The organism is Massilia solisilvae (genome assembly GCF_024753215.1).
GTDB classification, from domain to species: Bacteria; Pseudomonadota; Gammaproteobacteria; order Burkholderiales; family Burkholderiaceae_D; genus Telluria; species Telluria solisilvae.
Window position 1 is genome coordinate 1002147 of record NZ_JANUGV010000001.1, and the last position, 22267, is coordinate 1024413.

At 66.2% G+C, this 22267-nt stretch carries 21 protein-coding genes and 1 tRNA gene; 19 read left to right on the forward strand and 3 right to left on the reverse strand.

What is annotated here, in order from left to right; all coding sequences use genetic code 11:
* The first annotated feature begins 1 nt into the window (after position 1).
* The 5 genes from NX773_RS04495 to NX773_RS04515 are packed head-to-tail and all read left to right on the forward strand — an operon-like array spanning position 2 to position 5094.
* On the forward strand, positions 2–358 hold the full coding sequence (locus NX773_RS04495; protein ID WP_258855152.1) for an STAS domain-containing protein: 357 nt from the start codon (positions 2–4) through the stop codon (positions 356–358).
* A complete protein-coding gene (locus NX773_RS04500; protein ID WP_258855153.1) occupies positions 358–822 on the forward strand; it encodes an anti-sigma regulatory factor in 465 nt (154 codons plus the stop codon). The genes NX773_RS04495 and NX773_RS04500 overlap by 1 nt, the downstream gene beginning before the upstream one ends.
* The gene (locus tag NX773_RS04505; protein WP_258855154.1) at positions 810–1838 is read left to right on the forward strand and encodes an ATP-binding SpoIIE family protein phosphatase; all 1029 of its coding nucleotides are present in this window, start codon (positions 810–812) and stop codon (positions 1836–1838) included. Before NX773_RS04500 ends, NX773_RS04505 begins: the two co-directional genes overlap by 13 nt.
* The gene (locus NX773_RS04510) at positions 1835–3199 is read left to right on the forward strand and encodes an ATP-binding protein (RefSeq protein ID WP_258855155.1); all 1365 of its coding nucleotides are present in this window, start codon (positions 1835–1837) and stop codon (positions 3197–3199) included. The genes NX773_RS04505 and NX773_RS04510 overlap by 4 nt, the downstream gene beginning before the upstream one ends.
* Positions 3196–5094 carry a hybrid sensor histidine kinase/response regulator gene (locus NX773_RS04515; RefSeq protein ID WP_258855156.1) on the forward strand — a complete coding sequence of 633 codons (1899 nt, stop codon included), beginning with the start codon at positions 3196–3198 and terminating at the stop codon, positions 5092–5094. Before NX773_RS04510 ends, NX773_RS04515 begins: the two co-directional genes overlap by 4 nt.
* An 84-nt stretch (positions 5095–5178) precedes the next feature.
* Here the strand turns inward: NX773_RS04515 and NX773_RS04520 are convergent, their stop codons facing one another.
* Both NX773_RS04520 and NX773_RS04525 read right to left on the reverse strand, forming a co-directional pair.
* Complete coding sequence (locus NX773_RS04520; protein ID WP_258855157.1) at positions 5179–6591, reverse strand: M16 family metallopeptidase; 1413 nt, start codon at positions 6589–6591, stop codon at positions 5179–5181.
* 11 nt (positions 6592–6602) lie between these two features.
* Positions 6603–7976, reverse strand: a complete 1374-nt coding sequence (locus tag NX773_RS04525) for a M16 family metallopeptidase (protein ID WP_258855158.1) — start codon at positions 7974–7976, stop codon at positions 6603–6605.
* Between the two features lie 330 nt (positions 7977–8306).
* On the opposite strand from NX773_RS04525, the gene NX773_RS04530 reads away from it, so the two are divergent.
* Positions 8307–9095 (forward strand): GIN domain-containing protein, encoded by a 789-nt coding sequence (locus NX773_RS04530; RefSeq protein ID WP_258855159.1) that lies wholly within the window; start codon positions 8307–8309, stop codon positions 9093–9095.
* 54 nt (positions 9096–9149) lie between these two features.
* Complete coding sequence (locus tag NX773_RS04535; RefSeq protein ID WP_258855160.1) at positions 9150–9758, forward strand: tetratricopeptide repeat protein; 609 nt, start codon at positions 9150–9152, stop codon at positions 9756–9758.
* A gap of 193 nt (positions 9759–9951) precedes the next feature.
* Here the strand turns inward: NX773_RS04535 and NX773_RS04540 are convergent, their stop codons facing one another.
* The gene (locus tag NX773_RS04540) at positions 9952–11235 is read right to left on the reverse strand and encodes an SGNH/GDSL hydrolase family protein (protein WP_258855161.1); all 1284 of its coding nucleotides are present in this window, start codon (positions 11233–11235) and stop codon (positions 9952–9954) included.
* Between the two features lie 264 nt (positions 11236–11499).
* Here NX773_RS04540 and NX773_RS04545 point away from each other — a divergent pair, with 264 nt between their 5' ends.
* From NX773_RS04545 to nuoH, 12 genes are all read left to right on the forward strand, one after another.
* The gene (locus tag NX773_RS04545) at positions 11500–12480 is read left to right on the forward strand and encodes an NAD(P)H-quinone oxidoreductase (RefSeq protein WP_258855162.1); all 981 of its coding nucleotides are present in this window, start codon (positions 11500–11502) and stop codon (positions 12478–12480) included.
* 247 nt (positions 12481–12727) lie between these two features.
* Complete coding sequence (tpiA, locus tag NX773_RS04550) at positions 12728–13477, forward strand: triose-phosphate isomerase (RefSeq protein ID WP_258855163.1); 750 nt, start codon at positions 12728–12730, stop codon at positions 13475–13477.
* A gap of 58 nt (positions 13478–13535) precedes the next feature.
* Positions 13536–13943 carry a preprotein translocase subunit SecG gene (secG, locus tag NX773_RS04555; protein WP_258820748.1) on the forward strand — a complete coding sequence of 136 codons (408 nt, stop codon included), beginning with the start codon at positions 13536–13538 and terminating at the stop codon, positions 13941–13943.
* A 112-nt stretch (positions 13944–14055) separates the two neighbouring features.
* Positions 14056–14140: transfer RNA gene (locus NX773_RS04560), tRNA-Leu, on the forward strand.
* A 170-nt stretch (positions 14141–14310) separates the two neighbouring features.
* Positions 14311–14670: an NADH-quinone oxidoreductase subunit A gene (locus tag NX773_RS04565; RefSeq protein ID WP_258820747.1), complete on the forward strand. Its 360-nt coding sequence runs from the start codon at positions 14311–14313 to the stop codon at positions 14668–14670.
* Between the two features lie 3 nt (positions 14671–14673).
* Positions 14674–15150, forward strand: coding sequence for a NuoB/complex I 20 kDa subunit family protein (locus NX773_RS04570; protein ID WP_258820746.1), 477 nt, complete (start codon positions 14674–14676; stop codon positions 15148–15150).
* A gap of 18 nt (positions 15151–15168) precedes the next feature.
* Positions 15169–15762: an NADH-quinone oxidoreductase subunit C gene (locus NX773_RS04575; RefSeq protein ID WP_258855164.1), complete on the forward strand. Its 594-nt coding sequence runs from the start codon at positions 15169–15171 to the stop codon at positions 15760–15762.
* Entirely contained in the window at positions 15762–17015 is a 1254-nt protein-coding gene (locus tag NX773_RS04580) for an NADH-quinone oxidoreductase subunit D (protein WP_258855165.1), read from the forward strand. The genes NX773_RS04575 and NX773_RS04580 overlap by 1 nt, the downstream gene beginning before the upstream one ends.
* Before the next feature lie 32 nt (positions 17016–17047).
* Positions 17048–17524, forward strand: a complete 477-nt coding sequence (gene nuoE / locus NX773_RS04585; RefSeq protein WP_258855166.1) for an NADH-quinone oxidoreductase subunit NuoE — start codon at positions 17048–17050, stop codon at positions 17522–17524.
* Positions 17521–18816: an NADH-quinone oxidoreductase subunit NuoF gene (gene nuoF, locus NX773_RS04590; RefSeq protein WP_258855167.1), complete on the forward strand. Its 1296-nt coding sequence runs from the start codon at positions 17521–17523 to the stop codon at positions 18814–18816. The genes nuoE and nuoF overlap by 4 nt, the downstream gene beginning before the upstream one ends.
* Before the next feature lie 21 nt (positions 18817–18837).
* On the forward strand, positions 18838–21174 hold the full coding sequence (gene nuoG / locus NX773_RS04595) for an NADH-quinone oxidoreductase subunit NuoG (RefSeq protein WP_258855168.1): 2337 nt from the start codon (positions 18838–18840) through the stop codon (positions 21172–21174).
* Complete coding sequence (nuoH, locus tag NX773_RS04600) at positions 21174–22256, forward strand: NADH-quinone oxidoreductase subunit NuoH (protein ID WP_258855169.1); 1083 nt, start codon at positions 21174–21176, stop codon at positions 22254–22256. The genes nuoG and nuoH overlap by 1 nt, the downstream gene beginning before the upstream one ends.
* Positions 22257–22267: the final 11 nt, after the last annotated feature.

Sequence of the window (22267 nt, forward strand, 5' to 3'; positions counted from 1 at the left end):
TATGGAACGCATTCCCATCCTGCGCATGGGCGACCTGCTGCTGGTGACGATCCAGGTCGACATGCATGACCGCCTGGCGATGACCCTGCAGGACGACCTGGCCGAGCGCATCGTGCGCGACAACGCCAAGGGCGTGCTGATCGACATTTCGGCCCTCGACCTGGTCGATTCGTTCATCGGCCGCATGATCAGCAATACCGCCGCCATGGCGCGCGTGCTCGACGCCCGGACGGTGGTGGTCGGCATGCAGCCGGCGGTGGCGATCACGCTGGTGGAGCTCGGGCTCACGCTGCAGGGCGTGAAGACCGCGCTGAACGTCGAGAAGGGCATGGCCCTGTTAGGAAAGAACGCCTTCTGATGAGCGACCAACATAACGCGGCGTTGTTCGAGAGCGTCCTGCTCGATCGCAACCGTGCGCTGCGTACCGGCCGCACCACCTTGCCGCTCTGGACCGACGAGGACGTGGTCGGCCTGCGCAAGCAGGTGCGCGAGCGTGCCGTCGCCATCGCGCTGTCGCTGGTGGACCAGACCAAGCTGGTCACCGCGGCAAGCGAGCTGGCGCGCAACACGCTCAAGTATGGCGGCGGTGGCGAGGTGCACCTGGACGGCCTGTCGGACGGCATGCGCCAGGGGATTGGCCTGATCTTCGTCGATGGCGGCCCGGGCATCGCGGACACCGCGCAGGCGCTGCGCGACGGCTACACCACCGGCGGCGGCCTGGGCCTGGGCCTGGGCGGCTCGCGCCGCCTGGTTGACGAGTTCGAGATCGACAGCAGACAGGGAGAAGGCACCGCGGTGTCGGTCGTGAAATGGAAGCGCTGATCAGCTCCTTGTCGCACCAGCAGGCCGTGGCCATCAGCCACGCCAGCGACGCTTCGGCCGCGCGCCGCATCGGGCAGAAGCTGGCCGACGCGCTCGGCTTTGACGAAACGCGCGCCGGCCGGCTCGCCATCATCATCAGCGAGGCGGCCACCAACATCCTCAAGCACGCCGGGCACGGCATCCTGTACATTGGCCCGGCGCAGTCGGGCGCGGGACCAGGATTGGACGTGGTGGCCGTGGACGAAGGACCGGGCATCGCCGATGTTGCGAGCAGCCTGGTCGATGGCGTGTCCACCGCCGGCACCGCCGGCACCGGCCTGGGCGCGCTGAACCGACTGTCGGATGAGTTCGACGTGCATTCCACACCAGGCAAGGGCTCCGCGTTTTTCATGCGACTATGGCGCGACGCCACGGCGCCGGCGGCGCGGCCGGTGGTGGTGGGCGCGCTGGCGCTGCCGATGGCCGGCGAGGACGAGTGCGGCGACGGCTGGGCCGTCGGCTGCCACGAGCGCGGCGCGACCCTGCTGGCGGCCGACGGCCTGGGCCACGGGCCGGAAGCGGCGGCAGCCGCCAAGGCCGCAATCGGCGCGCTCGAGCGCAACCGCGACCTTGAGCCGGCCGAGCTGATGGCGCGCGCCAACGAGGCGTTGCGCATCACGCGCGGCGCGGCCCTGGCGCTGGCCCACATCGACTGCGCGCACGACCAACTGCGCTTTGCCGGCATCGGCAACATCAGCGCCTGCGTCTATGACGGCAAGGGCCGCCGCGCGCTGGTCTCGCACAACGGCATCGTCGGCCACAACATGCGCAAGGTGCAGGAGTTTTCGGTGCCCTTCGGGCCGGGCGCGCTGTGCATCATGCATTCGGACGGCGTGCAGACCCAGTGGGACCTGGGCGCCTACCCGGGCCTTGTGGCGCGCCACCCGGCGCTGGTGGCGGCAGTGCTGATGCGCGACTTCATCCGGCGCCGCGACGACGCCATGGTGCTGGCGGTGCGCCGGCGGGAGAAGCCATGAAACCGCAACGCATTCTTGTGGTGGGGCTGGAGAACGAGCAGGACGTGGTGCTGGTGCGCCAGCGCGCGCGCCAGGTCTCGAGCCTGCTCGGGTTCTCGCAGCAGGACCAGGTGCGCATTGCCACCGCGGTGTCGGAGGTGGCGCGCGCCTGCCTGCAGCGTGCCAGCGGGCGCGCCAACTTCGCTCTGCGCACCGACGGGGTACGCCAGCACCTGGAGGTGGAGGTGTGTCCGAACGCCAGCGGCACGCGCGCGCCGGCGGCAAGCGGGGACGGCATGGCCGCGGCGCCGGAACTGGCCATCATCACCGCGCACCGCCTGATGGACGCCTGCGAAGTCGCGGAGCAGGAAGGCGGGGTGAAATGCGTCACCATGCGCAAGCAGTTGCCGGCGCAGCCGCCCATCGGCGCGCAGCAGCTGGCCGAGCTCACGCGCCAGCTGGCCGCCAGCCCGGTGGCCAACACCTACCTCGAAGTGCAGGTGCAGAACCAGGAACTGCTGGCCACGCTGGCCGAGCTGCGCGAACGCCAGGAAGACCTGCTGTCGCTCACGCGCGAGCTCGAGGACACCAACCGCGGCATCCTTGCGCTGTACGCCGAGATCGAGGACAAGGCCGAGCGGCTGCGCCGCGCCGACGAAATGAAGTCGCGCTTCCTGTCCAACACCAGCCACGAGCTCAGGACGCCGTTGTCGTCGATCCGCGCGCTGGCCAAGCTTCTGCTCGACCGCATGGATGGCGAGCTGACCGTGGAGCAGGAACGCCAGGTGCAGTTCATCTCGAATGCGGCGGAAGACCTGTCCGAGCTGGTCAACGACCTGCTCGACCTGGCCAAGATCGAGGCCGGCAAGGTCGAAGTGCAGTTGGCCCCGGTGGTGGTGGAAAACATGTTCCGCGCGCTCAAGGGCATGTTGCGCCCGCTGGTCGATGGCGCCAACGTGGAGCTGGTGTTCGACACCGGGGGTATCATGGAGCCGTTCGATTCGGACGAGAGCAAGATCTCGCAAATCCTGCGCAATTTCATCTCCAACGCGCTCAAGTTCACCGAGCACGGCGCGGTCACCGTGCGCGCGCGCCTGCTCGCGGACACCGACGACATCGCTTTTGCCGTGGCCGACACCGGCATCGGCATCAGCCAGGAAAACCTGCAGTTGATCTTCGAGGAGTTCAGCCAGATCGAGCACCCGCTGCAGCGCAAGAGCAAGGGCACCGGCCTGGGCCTGCCCTTGTGCCGCAAGCTCGCCGAACTGCTGGGCGGGCGTGTCGAGGTCGAAAGCACGCCGGGACAGGGATCGACCTTCACCCTCATCCTGCCGCGGCACTTTCCGCACGCCGCCACCAGCACCGATGGAATCGAATCATGACTGCCAAACCGACCCTGATCCTGAACGTTGACGACAACGACGGCGCGCGCTACGCCAAGACGCGCATCCTGCAGAGTGCCGGATTCCGGGTGGTGGAGGCCGCCAACGGGACCGATGCGCTGGCCATCGTGGCGCGCGACGAGCCGGCGCTGGTGCTGCTGGACGTGAAGCTCCCCGACATCAACGGCCTCGAGGTCTGCCGCCGCATCAAGGCCGACCCGGCCACCGCGTGCGTGCTGGTGCTGCAGACCTCGGCCGCGCTGACCGGCCGCGACGACAAGATCCGCGGCCTGGAAGGCGGCGCCGACAATTACCTGGCCGCGCCGATCGAGGCGGACGAGCTGATCGCCAACGTCAACGCGCTTCTGCGCATGCGCCAGACCCAGGACGAGCTGCGCGACAGCGAGGAGCGCTTTCGCCAGCTGACCGACACCATCGAGGACGTGTTCTGGATGTTCTCGGTGCCCGACGCCACGCCCGACTACGTGAGCCCGGCTTACGAGGCGCTGTGGGGACGCAGCCGCGCCCTGCTGGCGCAGCGCCACGACGATTGGCTCGAAGGCGTGCATCCGGACGACCGCGCGCAGCTGGCGGCGCGCTGGGCCGCATTGGCGACCGAGCCGTCGTACGACGAGGAGTACCGCCTGCTGCTGCCGGACGGCACGGTGCGCTGGGTCCGCGACCGCCTGCGCCCGGTGCGCAACGCCAAGGACGAGGTGTACCGCGTCGCGCGCATTACCAGCGACATCTCGCACCGCAAGGAGATGGAGGCGCTGCTGCGCGCCGCCGACAGCAACAAGAACGAATTCCTGGCCACGCTGGCGCACGAGCTGCGCAACCCGCTCTCGCCGATCCGCAATGCCGCCGCGCTGCTGGGCACGACCGGGGACGGCGCCAGCGAGCGCCAGGCGCGCGCCAAGGAGGTGATCACGCGCCAGGTGGACCACCTGGCACACCTGGTGGACGACCTGCTCGACGTGGCCCGGATCTCCGAAGGCAAAATCGCGCTGCGCCGCGAAGAGGTCAACCTTGGCGCGGTGATCGGGCAGGCGATCGAGACCGCCGGCCCCCTGATCACGGCGCGCGAACACCGGCTCGAGGTGCATTTGCCGCACGAGCAGATCTGGGTGAGCGGCGACCCGGTACGGCTGGCGCAATCGATGGGCAACCTGCTGCACAACGCGGCCAAGTTCACGCCCAAGGGCGGGCGGCTGGGCGTGGTCGCCAAGCTGACCGACAGCGGCACCGTGCGCATCTCGGTGCAGGACAACGGCATCGGCATTGCCGAGGACAGCCTGCCGCGCATCTTCGGCATGTTCACGCAGGCGGCGGTGCCGCCCGACCGCGCGCCGGAAGGGCTGGGGATCGGGCTGTCGCTGGTGTCGCGCCTGCTCGAGATGCACGGCGGGCGGCTGACCGCGTCCAGTCCCGGCATCGGCCTGGGCAGCACCTTCACCGTCGAACTGCCGGTGCTGCGCGTCGAAAGCGGGCCGGCCGAGGCGCGGTGCGAACAGGCCAAGGCGCCGGGCCGCGCGGGCGGGCTGCGCGTGCTGCTGGTGGACGACAATGCGGACGCGATGGAGATGATGGGCTTTTTGCTCGGCGAAATGGGGCACGAGGCGATCACGACCCAGGACGCGCACAACATCGTGGCGCTGGCGCGCGCCCACAAGCCGGATGTCATTGTGCTCGACATTGGCCTGCCGGGCGTGGATGGCTACGAGCTGGCGCGCATGATCAAGCGCGAGCCGGAGCTGGCAGCGATCCGGCTGGTGGCACATACCGGCTACGGCTCGCCGGAGGACCGCAAGAAGGCGCTCGACGCCGGCTTCGACGCGCACCTGGTCAAGCCGGCCGAGCTGGACGACCTGGAGGCGGCGCTGCGCGGGAAGTGACGTAGGGTGGGCAGATTCTGCCCACGCGTCCGACGGTAGCTGAACGCGTGGGCAGGAAACCTGCCCACCCTACTCGGAGCGCGATTATTTGTCGCTGACGGTGAACTCCCCGAACGCCTTGAGCTGATCGGCCACCGCGCCCTTGTCGCCCACGACCACGATCGACTGCTTCTCGGGCGCGAAGTACTTCCTCGACACGTCGCGCACCTGCTCCGGCGTGACCTTCTGGATCAGCGGCACGTACTGGCCCAGGAACTCGGCCGGCAGGCCCACCAGCCAGTTGGCGGCCAGCGTGCCCGCGACCGAGCGCTGCATCTGGTTGCTGATCAGGTAGCTGCCGGCCACGTAGCGCTTGTGCATGTCCAGCTCCGCCGGCGGCACCAGTTCGGCGCCGATGCGCTTGAACTCGTTCATGTACTCGGTGATCGCCGCGCCCGTGACCGCGTTGCGCACGTCCGCCCCGCCCACGATGCTGCCGCCGTCGCGGTTCAGGCGCGCCCCGGCCGAGGCGCCGTAGGTGTAGCCCTTTTCCTCGCGCAGGTTGATGTTGACCCGGCTCGAGAAGCCGCCGCCGAGCACCGTGCTGGCCAGGCGCAGCGGCACCTGGTCTGCAGCCGTGGCCGCAATGCCGGGGCTGCCCAGGCGCAGCGTCGATTGCACGCTGCCGGGGCGCTCGAGCAGGACGCGCGCCGGCTTGGCCGCGCTCGGCGCCGCTGGCGTATCCGGCAGTGCCTTGCCTTGCGCCTTCCAGTCGCCGAACGCCTGCTGCGCCAGTTTCAGCGCATCGGTTTCCTTGATGCGGCCGGTGATCACGAGCAGCGCGCGGTCCGGACGGAAGCGCCTGGCGTGCTCGGCGCGCAGCATTTGCTCGGTGGTGGTGCTGATCGATTCCACGGTCGGCTCGGTGTGCCCGTACGGATGCTCGCCGTAGATCGCCACGCTGAGCGCGCGGTCAGCCCGGAAACGCGGCTGGGTCTCTGCCACCCGCAGCGCCTGAAGCGCGTTGGCCTTGGCCAGTTGTACCTCTTTGGCCGGGAACGCCGGCACGCGCGCCACCTCGGCCAGCAGCGCGGCCATCTCGCCGGCGTGAGAGGCCAGGGCATTGGCAGAGACCACGATGCCATCGGCCGCGGCGCTGGCGGCGACCGAGCCGCCCATGCCTTGCGCGGCCTCGGCGATCGCGCGCGAGTCGCGCTTGGCCGAGCCTTCGTTGAGCAGGCCCGCCATCAGGTTGGCGAAGCCCGGATGGTCCTTGTCGTCGGCGGCGTAACCGGCGCCGCGTACGGCCAGCACGAAGTCCACGCGTGGCAGTCCTTCACGCGGCACGACCCACACGGTCAGGCCGTTGGCCAGCTTCTTCTTGCCGATGTGCGGCACCGGCAGCGGCTTGTCCTTGGCGTAGGCCGGCATGTCGGTTGGCTTGGCGGCCGGGGCGTCGGCGTACGCGCCGGGCGCGAACAGCATCGAGACCGCCAGTGTCAGCATGAGTTTTTTCATCGATGTGCTCCTCATTTCTTGTCGCCTGCCGGCGCCGCTTTCGGCGCGGGCTTGCGGTCAATGACGGTACGGTTGGCCGGCACGAGGTAGGTGGCGGCGGCGCGCTTGATGTCGTCCGACGTCACGCCTTCGATCCATCCGGGGATCTTGTTGGCCACGTTGGCGTCGCCCCACAGCGTCTGCAGCTTGGCCAGCGTGTCGGCGCGGTTGATGAAGCTTTCCATCTTGTTGTTCCAGTCCGCGAGCATGCTGGTCTTCACGCGCTTGAGCGTGGCGTCGTCCACGCCGTTGCTGGCGACCTTGGCGATTTCCTCGTCCATGGCGGTCAGCATCGCGTCGGCGCTGCTGCCGGGCTTGTAGAGCGCGAACACGGTCATCAGGGTGGGACCGTCATATTCCCACGGGCCGGTCAGGCCGAACAGGGTGTTGACGTTGAGCGCGATCTCGCGCCCCTTCACCAGCCCCTGGTAGAACAGCGAGGCGTCGCTGCCGGCCAGCAGCTCGGCCAGCACCGCCACGGCGGCCTGGTCGCGGCTGCCGCGCGCCGGCACCTTCCACGCCGCCGCGATGGCCGGCACCTGGGCCAGCGGATCGCTTTGCTCGACGCGCTTTTCCTTCGTCCCCAGCGGCTCGCTGAAGTCGCCGGCGGCCGGGGTAGGGCGCTTGGCGATCGCGCCGAAGTACTTCTGCGCCAGCGCGAAGCCCTGGGCCGGGGTCACGTCGCCCGCGATCGCCAGCACGGCATTGTTCGGGCCGTAGTAATCGCGGTGAAAGCCGCGCACGTCGTCCAGCGTGGCGCCTTCCAGGTCTTCGAAGCTGCCGTAGCCGTCGTGGTTGTTCTCCCACTTCTGGAACGCCTGCTGCGAGATGTCGAGCCAGTAGAAGCCGCCGTACGGCTGGTTCTTGACGTTGACGCGAATCTCTTCCTTGACCACGTCCTGCTGGTTCTTCAGCGTCGCCGCGTTGAAGTCGAGCGTCTTCATGCGGTCGGCCTCCAGCCACAGCAGCGGCTCGATGGCCGAGACGGGCGCCGTCTCGATGTAGTTGGTGAAGTCGGGGCGGGTCGAGCCGTTGTTGCGGCCGCCGCCACCGGTGATGGTCTTGTCGAACACGCCCTTGGGTGCGTTCGGGGTGCCCTGGAACATCAGGTGCTCGAACAAGTGGGCAAAGCCGGTGCGGTTCCTCGGCTCGAGGCGCATGCCGACGTGGTACACCACCGAGATGCCGACCGTCGGCGAGCTGTGGTCTTCGGAGACCACGACCGTCAGGCCGTTGTCGAGTTTCTTGGTCTGGACCGGCAGGGTCCACTGGTCGGCCGACGCCGCGAACGCGAACATCGGAACAGTCAGGCCAGCCAGCAGGACAGGGAGAAGGCGCTTGCGCATGGAATTCCCTTGCAAAGTGGACGTTGGTTGTGGTTCGGGCGGCGCTGCGTCCACCCGGCAGCGATCTTAACGCACAGGCATGTCAGGAAGTAATCTTTTTTCGCGGCCGGGCTGGTCCAGTCCCGCGATTCGGTCGCCCAGCCCCGCATTTTTGCAGCCTGTCGCATTCTGCCGATCCGGGACGGGGCCGCAATTTATAGTGCGATCATCGGCCCAGCATCGAAATTGCACCGAAGGAATGATCATCTGGTAAGCTTTTTCGGTAACTGGTAGTGAAGCCGGCGCCGGTCCTGGACCTGCCCGACGGACAATTGCATGACGGAGAATCGTGTGAACAAGTTTTTCAAGTTCGGCCTGGTGCTGGCCACCTTGTGTACCTTTGCCGGAGCCGTGTTCGCGGCGCCGCCGGACGTGGCCAGCGAGAACCGCCCGATCGACGCGCGCGTGGTGCGGGTCAAGACCGACGGGCTGGTTGACCTGCACATCCGCCAGGGCTCGCCGGCCACGCTCACCGTGCGCGGCGACCCGCGCTGGCTCGAGCGCACCAGCACCGTGCAAAACGGCGACACGCTCAGCATCGACACCGAGGTGCGCAGCAACAAGCTGTCCGAGCGCTTCATCTCGCGCGAGATGGCCGGCCTGCGCGTCGAACTGACCCTGCCGCAGCTGCGCGAAGTCTGGTCCGAAAGCCTGGGCACGACCATCGTGAGCGGCTTTTCCGGCGACGAGCTGGACCTGACCCTGGACGGCGCCGGCTCGATGAACGTGAGCTGCAACGTCAAGCGGCTGACGGCCAACCTTGGCGGCCTGGGCAGCATGACGATCTCCGGCCTGAATGCCGACGGGGTCGAACTGAACCTGCGCGGCGCCGGCGGCATCACCCTGCTCGGGCGCAGCAAGTGGCTCAAGGCCGACCTGGGCGGGCTGGGTGGCCTGAATGCCCAGCAGTTCGCCGCCGACAACGTGACCATCGACGTGTCTGGCCTGGGCAACGCATCGATCACCGCGCGCCAGAACGCCAACCTGTCGCTGTCGGGCATGGGGTCGGTCACGGTGTACGGCAAGCCGCTGAACCACAAGGTGTCGATCGACGGCCTCGGCAAGGTCAGCTGGAAGTAGGACGATCAAGGACGCCGCGAAGGCGAGGGCAGGAACCCGTATCCAGAACGAGACATGAAAAAACTATTCGTTGCGATCACATTCGCACTAGGCCTGCATGCCACGGCGCACGCGGGCTTCACGGAAGGGGCAAACGCGTACAACGCGAACAACTACGCGCTGGCGCTCAAGGAGATCACGCCACTGGCCAAGGCCGGCAACGCCGACGCCCAGCACCTGCTGGGCTTGATGTATTACATGGGGCGCGGTGTGCCGCAGGACTACAAGCAGGCGTTCGCCTGGCACCAGAAGGCGGCAGTGCAGGGCAAGGCCGATGCGCAGTACGTGATCGGCGCCATGTACTACAAGGGCAACGCGGTGCCGCAGGACCAGAAGCAGGCGGTGTACTGGTTCCGCAAGGCAGCCGAGCAGGGCCACCCGGAAGCGCTGTACGCGCTGGCGCTGATGTACCGCTACCACGTGGCCGGCATGCCGCAGGACGTGGTGATCGCCTACATGCTGTGGAACCTGGCCGCGGCCAATGGCCACGCCAATTCGGCCAACCAGCGCGCCTCGGTGGCAAGGGTGATGAGCCAGGAGCAGGTGGAGGAGGCGCAGGCCCTGTCGCGCAGCTGGAAGCCGGGCACGCCGCTGCCGACGCAGTCGCGCACCGGGGGCAATTGAGCGAACCGCCAACAAAACCAGCGCCAGCGATGCTGGCGTTTTTTTTGGGGCCGCGCTTGCATCAAGGGGGGGCACTTCCATCCCTGGTTCCTGCACAGGCCAACGTCATCCCGGCGTTCGCCGGGACGACGATCTCGACTTCAAAACTTGTGCCGCATCGATCCTTCGTCTGGAAGCTGCATTCACGGGTGTCTTATTTTCCGGTTGTGCTGCCCGTACGTGCCTGGACACCAATCGACCGGAACAGTGTCAACGGCACCGCATTGGCCATTGCCTGGTTCCCCAGGTCGTTCGGGTTCAGGTGGTCGCCGCTGTCGTATGCAGGCAGCAGGCGGGCGCCATGCACCGGGTCGCGCATGGCCTGGTCGAAGTCGATCACACCGTCAAATTCGTCGCTCGCGCGGATCCACGTGTTGATCTGCTGGCGCACCTGTTCGCGCGCCGGCGAATACAGCGCCGAGCCCTCGAACGGCGTGAGCGTCGCCCCGTAGACCGCGATCCCCTTTGCGTGGGCGCGGGCGATCAGCTGCCGGTAGCCGGCGATCAGGTCGTATTGGCTGACCGGGGCGTTCTCCGGGCTGGCGCCGAGGTCCTGGATGCCGATGAGCACCGTCATGTAGCGCACGCCGGCCGTGGCCAGCACGTCGCGGTCGAAACGTTCGAGCGCGCTGCGGCCGGCGAGGGACCCTTGCGGCGCGTTGGCCAGCAAGCGATTACCGCTGATGCCGCGGTTGACCACGGAAAGGCGCCCGTTGATCCCAAGGACAGGGTCGCGCACCGTTTGCAGGCGCCGGGCCAGCCAGTCGGGCCAGCGGCTGTTGGTGTCGAGCGTGGTGCGCGCGCCGTCCGTGACCGAGTCGCCCAGCGTGACGATGGCCGCGCCCGCGCTGTCCACGTCCACCGCGGTCAGGAACGGCCACGACGCGATCGTCAGCGCGACCGGCAGGGTGTAGGCGCCGACATAGTTCCCTTGCTGCGACACGTAGCTGCTTTGGCTGGTGTTGTGCGTCGTCGTGGCCTGGACCGACCCGGGCAGGTAGATGCTGACGGCCAGGTCCGACAGCGGCGCCACGTTCAGCTCCACCGGATCGGATAGTACAGCCGCACCCGGCGCGATGGTGATCGACGACGTGCCGCTGAAGGTGAGCGGACGGTCGGTGCCGGGCACGATGCTCGCGCCCAAGGCCCGCACCGCAATGTCGGCCTGGCCGATGCGTAGTAGCGTGCCGCCCATTTCGTTCGACAGGCGGATGCGCACCCGGTTGCCGCCGATGCTGGTGTGCACGACCAGCCGCAGCGTCTGGTCGGTGAACGTGAGCGTGTTGGCCGGCTGGGGCGGACCGGCCGGGCTCGCGCCCCAGGTGGCGGTCCAGTGCTCCAGCTGCCAGGCCTGCGCGCGCGCCGCCGAAGGCACGGCGAGGGCGGCCAACATGGCGCCGGTCAGCAACAACGCGTGGAAAAGGGCGGGGTGCCGCATGGTGTGTGGCTCCTTCGCGTGGGTTGGCGGGACGATCGCGTGCAAGCCGCATGGCTCGCGTGACCAATCTAGGCAGGCTCGACAGCGCGGGCAAGACGCGACCACGCGATTTCTTGCGCTTGGTCGAAAGTTCCCCAAGATTCCAGTTCGCCGAAGAATTTATTTGCGTGGGAGCACGAATTCAGCACGTTCTTTCGCTTGCAAGCAACCGGGAAGAACGGCCGGCCTGGCGTATAATTGTGTTTTTCGTAACAAGGGGGACACATGCGCGCCATCGAAATCACGCAGCCGGGCAAGCCCGAGGTGCTGCAACTGTGCGAGCGTCCGCTGCCGGAGCTCAAGGCCGGCGAGGTGCTGATCAAGGTGCACGCGGCCGGCATCAACCGCCCCGACGTGCTGCAGCGCCTGGGCCACTACCCGGTGCCGCCGGGCGCATCCGACCTGCCGGGGCTGGAAGTGGCGGGCGAAATCGTCGATGGCGATCTGGCGGGCAGTTCCTTCCACAAGGGCGACATGGTGTGCGCGCTGGTGCAGGGCGGCGGCTACGCCGAATACTGCGCGGCTCCGCTGGCCCAGTGCCTGCCGGTGCCGGCGGGCCTGACGCCGGTGCAGGCGGCCTCGCTGCCGGAAACCTTCTTCACGGTCTGGAGCAACGTGTTCGACCGCTCCGCGCTGGCCGAAGGCGAAACGCTGCTGGTGCAGGGCGGTACCTCCGGCATTGGCGTGACCGCGATCCAGGTCGCCACCGCGCTGGGCCACCGCGTGTTCGCCACCGCCGGCACCGATGAAAAGTGCCGCGCCTGCGAGGCGCTTGGGGCCGAACGCGGCATCAACTACAAGACCGAGGATTTCGTGGCCGTGGCCAAGGAGCTCACGGGAGGGCGCGGCGTGGACGTGGTGCTGGACATGGTGGCCGGGCCCTACGTGGCGCGCGAGATCGACTGCCTGGCCGACGACGGCCGCATTGCGCTGATCGCCTTGCTGGGCGGGGCCAAGGCGCAGGTGGACCTGGGGCAGGTGCTGCGCCGCCGCTTGTCGATCAGCGGCTCGACCCTGCGCCCGCGTCCTGTCGCATTCAAGGCACAGATCGCCCGGCGCCTGCGCGAGCGGGTCTGGCCCCTGATCGAGGCAGGGAAAATCAAGCCGGTGATCTACAAGACCTTCCCGCTGGCCGAGGCGGCGCAGGCGCATGCGCTGATGGAGTCCAGCACGCACGTGGGCAAGATCGTGCTGCAGGTGATCTGAAGAGGAACGGCACGGTCTCCGGCAGGTGTTGACCCCGGCACGTCGTCCCCGCGCAGGCGGGGACCCATAGACCGCGTGAAGACACGCTCAGCATGGGTCCCCGCCTGCGCGGGGACGACGGGTTGATGCCAACAGTGGGTGCTGGCGGTGTGCGAAAAGTGGCCTGCAGGCCCTCGCCGCGCCAGCCCTTGTTTGACCGTAACTTCAACCACCGCTAGAATAGCGGGTTATTTGACTGCGGGGTTCTATGCGTTCCAAACTGGTCGTCGGCAACTGGAAAATGAACGGCAGCCGGGCTGCAAACGCAACGCTACTGTCCGGCATTGTCGCAGGACTCGGCGGCGCCAAAGCCGCGTGCGCAGTGTGCGCACCCGCGCCTTATCTGGCACAGTGCCAGGAACTGCTGGCCGGTACCCCGGTCGCCTGGGGCGCCCAGGATGTGTCCGTGCACGCGAGCGGTGCCTACACGGGCGAGGTGGCAGCGGCCATGCTGGCCGACTTTGCATGCCGCTACGTCATCGTTGGCCACTCCGAGCGCCGCGCCTACCATGGCGAGGGCAACGAGCTGGTGGCGCGCAAGGCCAAGGCCGCGCTCGACGCCGGCCTGACCCCGATCGTCTGCGTCGGCGAAACCCTGGCCCAGCGCGAGGCCAACCAGACCGCCGCCGTGGTCGGCGAGCAGCTGGGCACCGTGCTCGAGACCCTGAGCCCGGAAGAGGTAACGAAGATCGTGGTCGCCTACGAACCGGTGTGGGCGATCGGCACCGGCAAGACCGCCACCCCGGCCATGGCCCAGGAAGTGCACGCGCAGCTGCGTGCCCAGCTGAAGGTACGCGTCGGCAAGGAAGCGGCGCAGCAGCTGCACATCCTGTACGGCGGCAGCATGAAGCCGGACAATGCGGCCGAACTGATGGCCCAGCCGGACATCGATGGCGGCCTGATCGGCGGCGCCTCGCTCAAGGCGGCCGAATTCCTTGCCATCATCAACGCGGCCTGAACCCGCAAGGCCTCCTGAAAATAATCTGAAACCCCGTTAAACTTGGAATGGAATTGTAATGAGCACCTTGTTCAATCTGATCATTGTCCTGCAGGTCCTGTCGGCCCTGGCCATCGTCGGCCTGGTGCTGATGCAGCACGGTAAGGGCGCGGACATGGGCGCAGCCTTCGGTTCGGGCGCCTCGGGCAGCCTGTTTGGCGCCAGCGGCTCGTCGAACTTCCTGTCGAAGTCCACCGCCATTGCCGCCGTCATCTTCTTCGCCTGCACCCTGGGCCTGGCCTACGTGGGCAACAAGCGCCCGGCTGCCGGCACCGACGTGGGCGTGATGGGCCGCGTGACCGTGCCCTCGACCAATGCTCCGGCAACGACCGCTCCGGCCAACAACGCGGGCAACGCTGCACCGGTGCAAGCACCGGCCGCTCCGGCCACTTCCGCCCCGGCGCCGGCCAACCAGATTCCGAAGTAATCAGGCTTCTGTAAAGATAAGAAATATTGAGAAACTGTGCATTTTTCCTTGTGTCAACGCAATTTGTGCATTGAAAAAAGGTGCTAAGGCAGGGTAAAATAGCAGTCTCTTAGCCGACGTGGTGAAATTGGTAGACACGCTATCTTGAGGGGGTAGTGGCGAAAGCTGTGCGAGTTCGAGTCTCGCCGTCGGCACCAGGAATATCAGAAGCCAGCAAAGGCGCATGAGCTTCAGCTCTGCCTAAGCTGGCTTTTTTACGAGGATCAGTCGTACGATCCTGGTGTAGGGCACTTAGCCAGGGTTGCGCGATACGGCGCTGCAGTCAATGCGGCAGTTTCATTAACCGATCGTTCAAACAGGCTTCACAGTGAACCTCGAAAATTACTTCCCCGTTCTTCTCTTCATCCTTGTCGGTGCCGGTGTCGGCATCGCCCCGCAGGTGCTCGGCCGCCTGCTCGGGCCGTTCCGTCCGGACTCGGCCAAGCTCTCCCCGTACGAATGCGGCTTCGAGGCTTTCGAGGACGCCCGCATGAAGTTCGACGTGCGCTACTACCTGGTGGCGATCCTGTTTATTTTGTTTGATCTGGAAACGGCATTCTTCTTCCCGTGGGGCGTTGCGATGCGTGACCTGGGGTGGCCGGCCTTCGTGACGATGATGGTCTTCATCGCCGAGTTCGTGGTCGGTTTCTGGTACATCTGGAAGAAAGGTGCCCTTGATTGGGAATAAGCCATGGCAATTGAAGGCGTTTTAAACGAAGGTTTTATTACCACCACAGCTGACAAGCTGATCAACTGGGCGCGTACGGGATCGATGTTCCCGATGACTTTCGGCCTGGCTTGCTGCGCGGTCGAAATGATGCACGTGGGCGCCGCCCGCTACGACATGGACCGTTTCGGGGTCGTGTTCCGCCCGTCGCCGCGCCAGTCGGACGTGATGATCGTGGCCGGTACCCTGTGCAACAAGATGGCGCCGGCACTGCGCAAGGTGTACGACCAGATGGCCGAGCCGCGCTGGGTCATCTCGATGGGCTCCTGCGCCAACGGCGGCGGCTACTACCACTACTCCTACTCGGTGGTGCGCGGCTGCGACCGCATCGTGCCGGTCGATATCTATGTCCCGGGCTGCCCGCCGACCGCTGAAGCGCTGCTGTACGGCATCATCCAGCTGCAGAACAAGATCAAGCGCACCAACACCATCGCGCGCTAAAACATTCCGGTTTTCACCATGACGACAAAACTCGAGACCCTTGAACTCGCCCTGAAAAATGCGCTGGGCGAGAGCGCTTCCATCACGGTGGCGCTGGGCGAAGTGACGGTGGTAGTCAAGGCCGCCGATTACCTGGCCGCGATGCAGACCCTGCGCGACGACCCGGCCCTGCGATTCGAAGAGCTGATCGACCTGTGCGGCGTGGACTACTCGCAGTACGGCGACGGCACCTGGGATGGCCTGCGCTTTGCCGCCGTGTCGCACCTGCTGTCGATCGAGCACAACTGGCGCGTGCGCGTGCGCGTGTTCGCGCCCGACGACGACATGCCCGTGATCCCGACCGTCACCGGCATCTGGCGTGCCGCCAACTGGTACGAGCGCGAAGCGTTCGACCTGTACGGCATCATGTTCGAGGGCCACGGCGACCTGCGCCGCATCCTCACCGACTACGGCTTCATCGGCCACCCGTTCCGCAAGGACTTCCCGATTTCGGGCTACGTCGAAATGCGCTACGACCCCGAGCAGAAGCGCGTGATCTACCAACCCGTGACGATCGAGCCGCGTGAAAACATTCCGCGCGTGATCCGCGAAGAAAACTACGGGATCAAATAATGGCTGAGCTTAAGAATTACACCCTGAACTTTGGTCCGCAGCACCCGGCAGCGCACGGCGTGCTGCGTCTGGTGCTGGAACTGGACGGCGAGGTGATCCAGCGAGCCGACCCGCACATCGGCCTGCTCCACCGCGGTACCGAGAAGCTGGCGGAAACGCGTACTTACCTGCAGTCGGTCCCGTACATGGATCGCCTGGACTACGTGTCGATGATGTGCAACGAGCACGGCTACGTGCTGGCGATCGAAAAGCTGCTCGGCATCCAGGTGCCGGAGCGCGCGCAGTACATCCGCGTGATGTTCGACGAGATCACCCGCATCCTGAACCACCTGATGTGGCTGGGCGCGCACGCGCTCGACATCGGTGCGATGGGTCCGTTCCTGTACTGCTTCCGTGACCGCGAAGACCTGTTCGACGTGTACGAGGCGGTGTCGGGCGCGCGCATGCACGCGGCCTACTACCGCCCGGGCGGCGTGTACCGCGACCTGCCGGATGCGATGCCCAAGCACAAGCCGTCGATCATCCGCAGCCAGAAGGCCATCGACGAACTGAACGAAACCCGCCAGGGCTCGGTGCTCGACTTCATCGACCTGTTCACCCAGCGCTTCGACGGCTACGTGGACGAATACGAGACCCTGCTGACCGACAACCGCATCTGGAAACAGCGTACCGTCGGCATCGGCGTGGTGTCGCCGGAAGACGCGAAAGCGATGGGCTTTACCGGCGCCATGCTGCGCGGCTCGGGCGTGGCCTGGGACCTGCGCAAGACCCAGCCGTACGCCGTGTACGACAGGATGGAGTTCGATATTCCGGTCGGCACCAACGGCGACTCGTACGACCGCTACCTGGTGCGCGTGGAAGAGCTGCGCCAGTCGAACCGCATCATCAAGCAGTGCGTGGCCTGGCTGCGTGCGAACCCGGGTCCGGTGATGACCGACAACCACAAGATCGCTCCGCCGAGCCGCGTGGACATGAAGACCAACATGGAGTCGCTCATCCACCACTTCAAGCTGTTCTCGGAAGGCTTCCACGTGCCGGCAGGCGAAGCCTACGCGGCGGTGGAACACCCGAAGGGCGAATTCGGCATCTACATCGTGTCCGACGGCGCCAACAAGCCGTACCGCCTGAAGATCCGTACCCCGGACTACGCCCACCTGCAGAGCCTTGACGAAATGGCGCGCGGCCACATGATCGCCGACGCCGTGACCATCATCGGCACCCAGGACATCGTGTTCGGCAGTATCGACAGGTAACGCCCACGTTCGCTAAGAAGGTAGACCAGATTATGTTATCCGAGCAGTGCTATAAAAAGATTGACCGCGAACTGGCCAAGTACCCGGCCGACCAGCGCCAGTCCGCCGTGATGGCCGCGCTGGCCCACGCGCAAGTCGAACTGGGCTGGCTGTCGCCCGAAACCATGCAGGAAGTCGCCGACTACATCGGCATGCCGGCCATCGCCGTGCAGGAAGTGGCGACCTTCTACAACATGTACAACCTCAAGCCGGTCGGCAAGCACAAGATCACCGTGTGCACCAACCTGCCGTGCGCCCTGTCCGGTGGCGAGCGCGCCGGCGACTACCTGAAAGAAAAGCTGGGCATCGATTACCGCGAAACCACCGCCGACGGCATGTTCACCCTGCTGGAAGGCGAGTGCATGGGCGCCTGCGGCGACGCGCCGGTCATGCTGGTGAACAACCACCGCATGTGCTCGCACATGAGCCGCGAAAAAATCGACGCCATGCTCGAGGAGTTGAAGAAATGACCTGCCTGCACGACCGTCACATCAACCCGCTGATCCTGAAGGACCTGAACGGCGACAACTGGCACCTGGCCGACTACGTCAAGCGCGGCGGCTACAGCGCGCTGCGCCGCATTCTGGAAGAGAAGATCGCGCCGGAGCAGATCATTGCCGACCTGAAGGCCTCGGGCCTGCGCGGCCGCGGCGGCGCCGGTTTCCCGACCGGCCTGAAGTGGAGCTTCATGCCGCGCCAGTTCCCGGGCCAGAAATACCTCGTCTGCAACACCGACGAAGGCGAGCCGGGCACGTTCAAGGACCGCGACATCATTCGCTACAACCCGCACGCGCTGATCGAAGGCATGGCCATCGGCGCCTACGCGATGGGCATCACCGTGGGCTACAACTACATCCACGGCGAGATCTTCCAGGATTACCTGCGCTTTGAAGAAGCGCTGGAAGAGGCGCGCGCCGCCGGCTTTTTGGGCGACAAGATCATGGGCAGCGAGTTCAGCTTCCAGCTGCACGCGCACCACGGCTACGGCGCCTACATCTGCGGCGAAGAGACCGCGCTGCTCGAATCGCTGGAAGGCAAGAAGGGCCAGCCGCGCTTCAAGCCGCCGTTCCCGGCCTCGTTCGGCCTGTACGGCAAGCCGACCACGATCAACAACACCGAGACCTTCTCGGCCGTGCCCTTCATCCTGAACATGGGCGCCGAGAACTACATGGCGCTGGGCAAGCCGAACAACGGCGGCACCAAGATCTTCTCGATCTCGGGCGACATCGAGCGTCCGGGCAACTACGAAGTCCCGCTGGGCACCCCGTTCGCCAAGCTGCTCGAACTGGCCGGTGGCATGCGCGGCGGCAAGAAGATCAAGGCGGTCATCCCGGGCGGTTCGTCGGCCCCGGTGATCCGTGGCGACGTCATGATGGACACCGACCTGGACTACGACTCGATCGCCAAGGCCGGCTCGATGCTCGGTTCGGGCGCCGTGATCGTCATGGACGAGACCCGCTGCATGGTCCGCTCGTTGCTGCGCCTGTCGTACTTCTACTACGAGGAATCGTGCGGCCAGTGCACCCCGTGCCGTGAGGGCACCGGCTGGCTGTACCGCATGGTCCACCGCATCGAGCACGGCCAGGGCCGCGCGGAAGACATGGAGATGCTGGCCTCGATCGCCGGCAACATCCAGGGCCGTACCATCTGCGCGCTGGGCGATGCTGCCGCGATGCCGGTGCAAGGCATGATCAAGAATTTCCGCGACGAATTCGAATACCACATCGAGCACAAGCGCTGCTTGGTGCCCGCATACATCTAAACCAGGTCAGGTAACGATCAAATGGTTGAAATTGAAATAGACGGCAAAAAAGTCGAGGTCCCGCCAGGTTCCATGGTGATGGACGCGGCCAATAAACTCGGCACCTACATTCCGCACTTCTGCTATCACAAGAAACTGTCGATCGCAGCGAACTGCCGCATGTGCCTGGTGGAAGTGGAGAAGGCGCCCAAGCCGCTGCCCGCTTGCGCCACCCCGGTGACCCCGAACATGATCGTGCGTACCCACAGCGACAAGGCCGTGCAGGCCCAGAAGTCGGTGATGGAGTTCCTGCTGATTAACCACCCGCTCGACTGCCCGATCTGCGATCAGGGCGGCGAGTGCCAGCTGCAAGACCTGGCCGTGGGCTACGGCAAGAGCGAATCGCGCTACAAGGAAGAAAAGCGCGTGGTGGCGCCGAAGGAAGCCGGCCCGCTGATCTCGATGGAAGAGATGAGCCGCTGCATCCAGTGCACCCGCTGCGTGCGCTTTGGCCAGGAAGTGGCAGGCCAGATGGAATTTGGCATGCTGGGCCGCGGCGAGCATTCCGAAATCTCGACCTTCGTCGGCAAGACCGTCGATTCGGAAGTGTCGGGCAACATGATCGACCTGTGCCCGGTCGGCGCGCTGACCAGCAAGCCGTTCCGCTACTCGGCACGCCCGTGGGAACTGTCGCGCCGCAAGTCGGTGTCGCCGCACGATTCGCTCGGCTCGAACCTGATCGTCCAGGTCAAGGGCGGCAAGGTGATGCGCGTGCTCCCGCTGGAGAACGAGGCGATCAACGAATGCTGGCTGTCGGACCGCGACCGCTTCTCGTACGAGGCGCTGGACAACGCCGACCGCCTGACCAACCCGATGATCAAGCAGGACGGCAACTGGATCGAGACCGACTGGCAGACCGCGCTGGAATACGTCGCGCACGGCCTGCGTAACATCCGCCACGAGCACGGCGCCGAGAACATCGCCGCGGTTGCCGCCGGCGGCTCGACGCTGGAAGAGCTGCACCTGCTGGCCAAGGTTGCGCGCGGCCTGGGTTCGGCCAACATCGACTTCCGCCTGCGCCAGAGCGACTTCGCGCTGGACGAGGAAGTGGTGCCCTGGCTGGGCATGCCGGTGGCCGACATTTCGCTGCTCAAACGCGTGCTGGTGATCGGTTCGTTCCTGCGCAAGGACCACCCGCTGGTCGCCACCCGCCTGCGCGCTGCCGCCAAGGCCGGCGCCAAGCTGACGATCATCAACGGCACCGCCGAAGAGAACCTGATCCCGACCGCGAAGAACATCACTGTGCTGCCGTCCGAATGGCTGGCTGCGCTGTCCGAGATCGTCGTGGCCGTGGCCGCCGCCAAGGGCGTTGCCGCCCCGGCTGGCTTCGAGGCCATCCAGGCCGGCGACGTGGCAAAAGCAATTGCCGCCACCCTGGTCGAGATTGGCGCGGAACTGCCGGGCGCGATCCTGCTGGGTAACGCTGCCGCGCAGCACCCGCAGGCTTCCAAGCTGCACGTGGCCGCGCAATGGATCGCCGAGCAAACCGGCGCCAGGTTCGGTTACCTGCTGGACGCCGCCAACAGCGTGGGCGGCTACCTGGCCGGCGCCGTGGCCAAGCCGGAATCGGCTTTCGCATCGCCGAAGAAGGCCTTCGTCGTGCTGCACGCCGAGCCGGAGCTGGACTGCGCCAACCCGCAGCAAGCGCGCGCCGCCCTCGACGCCGCCGAGATGGTCGTCGTGATGTCGCCGTTCAAGCACGGCCTGGACTACGCCGACGTGCTTCTGCCGGTATCGCCGTTCAGCGAGACCTCGGGCACTTTTGTGAACGCCGAAGGCCGCGCACAGAGCTTCAACGGTACCGTGCGTCCGCTGGGCGAAACCCGTCCGGCCTGGAAGGTGCTGCGCGTGCTGGGCAACCTGCTGCAGCTCCCGGGCTTCGACTTCGAGACCTCGGAACAGGTGCGCGATGACGTGCTGGGCAAGGGCGTGTTCGACGTGTCCGCCAAGCTGAACAACATTGCCCGCGTGCCGGCCGTGGCCGCCACCTACGGCAACGCCGGTTCGCTCGAGCGCGTTACCAACGTGCCGATCTACTACACCGACGCCATCGTGCGCCGTTCCGAGCCGCTGCAGCGCACCGCCGACGCCAACGCGCCGCTGGTCAGCCTGCCGCAGGCCCTGGCCGACAAGCTGGGCGTCAAGTCCGGCGACAGCGTCAAGGTTACCCAGGGCAATGGCTCCGCCGTCCTGGTGGCAAACGTGGACCCGACGCTGCCGGCCAACGCCGTGCGCGTGGCCGCCGGCCACCCGGCAGTGGCAAGCCTGGGCGCGATGTTCGGCGCCATCAATGTTGAAAAAGCAGGGGAGGGCAAGTAATGGCAACGCCCGGTTTTATTGATACTCTGAACGCTACCGGCGCCGCAACCCTCGGCGGTGTGTGGCCGCTGGTCTGGACCCTGATCAAGATCGTGGTCGTGCTGCTGCCGCTGATGGGCCTGGTCGCTTACCTGACCCTGTGGGAACGCAAGCTGATCGGCTGGATTCAGATCCGCGTCGGCCCGAACCGCGTGGGCCCGGCCGGCCTGCTGCAGCCGATCGCCGACGCGGTCAAGCTGCTGTTCAAGGAAATCGTGATCCCGACCAAGGCCAGCAGCGCGCTGTTCGTGATCGGCCCGATCATGACCATCATGCCGGCGCTGGCCGCCTGGGTGGTGGTGCCGTTCGGCCCGCAAGCGGCGCTGGCGGACGTGAACGCCGGCCTGCTGCTGCTGCTGGCGATCACCTCAATGGAGGTGTACGGCATCATCATCGCCGGCTGGTCGTCGAATTCGAAGTACTCGTTCATGGGCGCGATGCGCGCCTCGGCCCAGATGATCTCGTACGAGATCCCGATGGGCTTCGTGATGGTCGTGATCCTGATGGTTTCGGGCTCGCTGAACTTCTCGGACATCGTCGCCGGCCAGACCCGCGGCATGATGGCCGACCACGGCCTGAACCTCCTGTCCTGGAACTGGCTGCCGCTGTTGCCGCTGTTCGTGATCTACATTACCTCCGGCCTTGCCGAGTGCAACCGCCACCCGTTCGACGTGGTGGAAGGCGAATCGGAAATCGTGGCTGGCCACATGGTCGAGTACTCGGGCATGTCCTACGCCATGTTCATGCTGGCCGAGTACGGCAACATGATCCTGGTCGGCGCGCTCGCTTCGATCATGTTCCTGGGCGGCTGGTCGGCTCCGTTCTCGTTCCTCGAGTTCGGCGGCGGCTTCGGCGGCTTCTTCTGGCTGTTCGCCAAGACCTTCATGTTCGTATCCCTGTTCATCTGGGTGCGCGGCACCTTCCCGCGTTATCGCTATGACCAGATCATGCGCCTGGGCTGGAAAGTGTTCATTCCGCTGACGCTGGTGTGGCTGGTCCTGGTCGCTGCCGTGATGCAGACCCCGTGGAACATTTGGAAGTAAGGAAGCGCATT

What these genes read in the sequence shown, in the direction of transcription:
- NX773_RS04495 (WP_258855152.1), top strand. Translation starts at nt 2, where the DNA reads ATGGAACGCATTCCCATCCTGCGCATGGGCGACCTGCTGCTGGTGACG.
- NX773_RS04500 (WP_258855153.1), top strand. Translation starts at nt 358, where the DNA reads ATGAGCGACCAACATAACGCGGCGTTGTTCGAGAGCGTCCTGCTCGAT.
- NX773_RS04505 (WP_258855154.1), top strand. Translation starts at nt 810, where the DNA reads ATGGAAGCGCTGATCAGCTCCTTGTCGCACCAGCAGGCCGTGGCCATC.
- NX773_RS04510 (WP_258855155.1), top strand. Translation starts at nt 1,835, where the DNA reads ATGAAACCGCAACGCATTCTTGTGGTGGGGCTGGAGAACGAGCAGGAC.
- NX773_RS04515 (WP_258855156.1), top strand. Translation starts at nt 3,196, where the DNA reads ATGACTGCCAAACCGACCCTGATCCTGAACGTTGACGACAACGACGGC.
- NX773_RS04520 (WP_258855157.1), bottom strand. Translation starts at nt 6,591, where the DNA reads ATGAAAAAACTCATGCTGACACTGGCGGTCTCGATGCTGTTCGCGCCC.
- NX773_RS04525 (WP_258855158.1), bottom strand. Translation starts at nt 7,976, where the DNA reads ATGCGCAAGCGCCTTCTCCCTGTCCTGCTGGCTGGCCTGACTGTTCCG.
- NX773_RS04535 (WP_258855160.1), top strand. Translation starts at nt 9,150, where the DNA reads ATGAAAAAACTATTCGTTGCGATCACATTCGCACTAGGCCTGCATGCC.
- NX773_RS04540 (WP_258855161.1), bottom strand. Translation starts at nt 11,235, where the DNA reads ATGCGGCACCCCGCCCTTTTCCACGCGTTGTTGCTGACCGGCGCCATG.
- NX773_RS04545 (WP_258855162.1), top strand. Translation starts at nt 11,500, where the DNA reads ATGCGCGCCATCGAAATCACGCAGCCGGGCAAGCCCGAGGTGCTGCAA.
- tpiA (WP_258855163.1), top strand. Translation starts at nt 12,728, where the DNA reads ATGCGTTCCAAACTGGTCGTCGGCAACTGGAAAATGAACGGCAGCCGG.
- secG (WP_258820748.1), top strand. Translation starts at nt 13,536, where the DNA reads ATGAGCACCTTGTTCAATCTGATCATTGTCCTGCAGGTCCTGTCGGCC.
- NX773_RS04570 (WP_258820746.1), top strand. Translation starts at nt 14,674, where the DNA reads ATGGCAATTGAAGGCGTTTTAAACGAAGGTTTTATTACCACCACAGCT.
- NX773_RS04575 (WP_258855164.1), top strand. Translation starts at nt 15,169, where the DNA reads ATGACGACAAAACTCGAGACCCTTGAACTCGCCCTGAAAAATGCGCTG.
- NX773_RS04580 (WP_258855165.1), top strand. Translation starts at nt 15,762, where the DNA reads ATGGCTGAGCTTAAGAATTACACCCTGAACTTTGGTCCGCAGCACCCG.
- nuoE (WP_258855166.1), top strand. Translation starts at nt 17,048, where the DNA reads ATGTTATCCGAGCAGTGCTATAAAAAGATTGACCGCGAACTGGCCAAG.
- nuoF (WP_258855167.1), top strand. Translation starts at nt 17,521, where the DNA reads ATGACCTGCCTGCACGACCGTCACATCAACCCGCTGATCCTGAAGGAC.
- nuoG (WP_258855168.1), top strand. Translation starts at nt 18,838, where the DNA reads ATGGTTGAAATTGAAATAGACGGCAAAAAAGTCGAGGTCCCGCCAGGT.
- nuoH (WP_258855169.1), top strand. Translation starts at nt 21,174, where the DNA reads ATGGCAACGCCCGGTTTTATTGATACTCTGAACGCTACCGGCGCCGCA.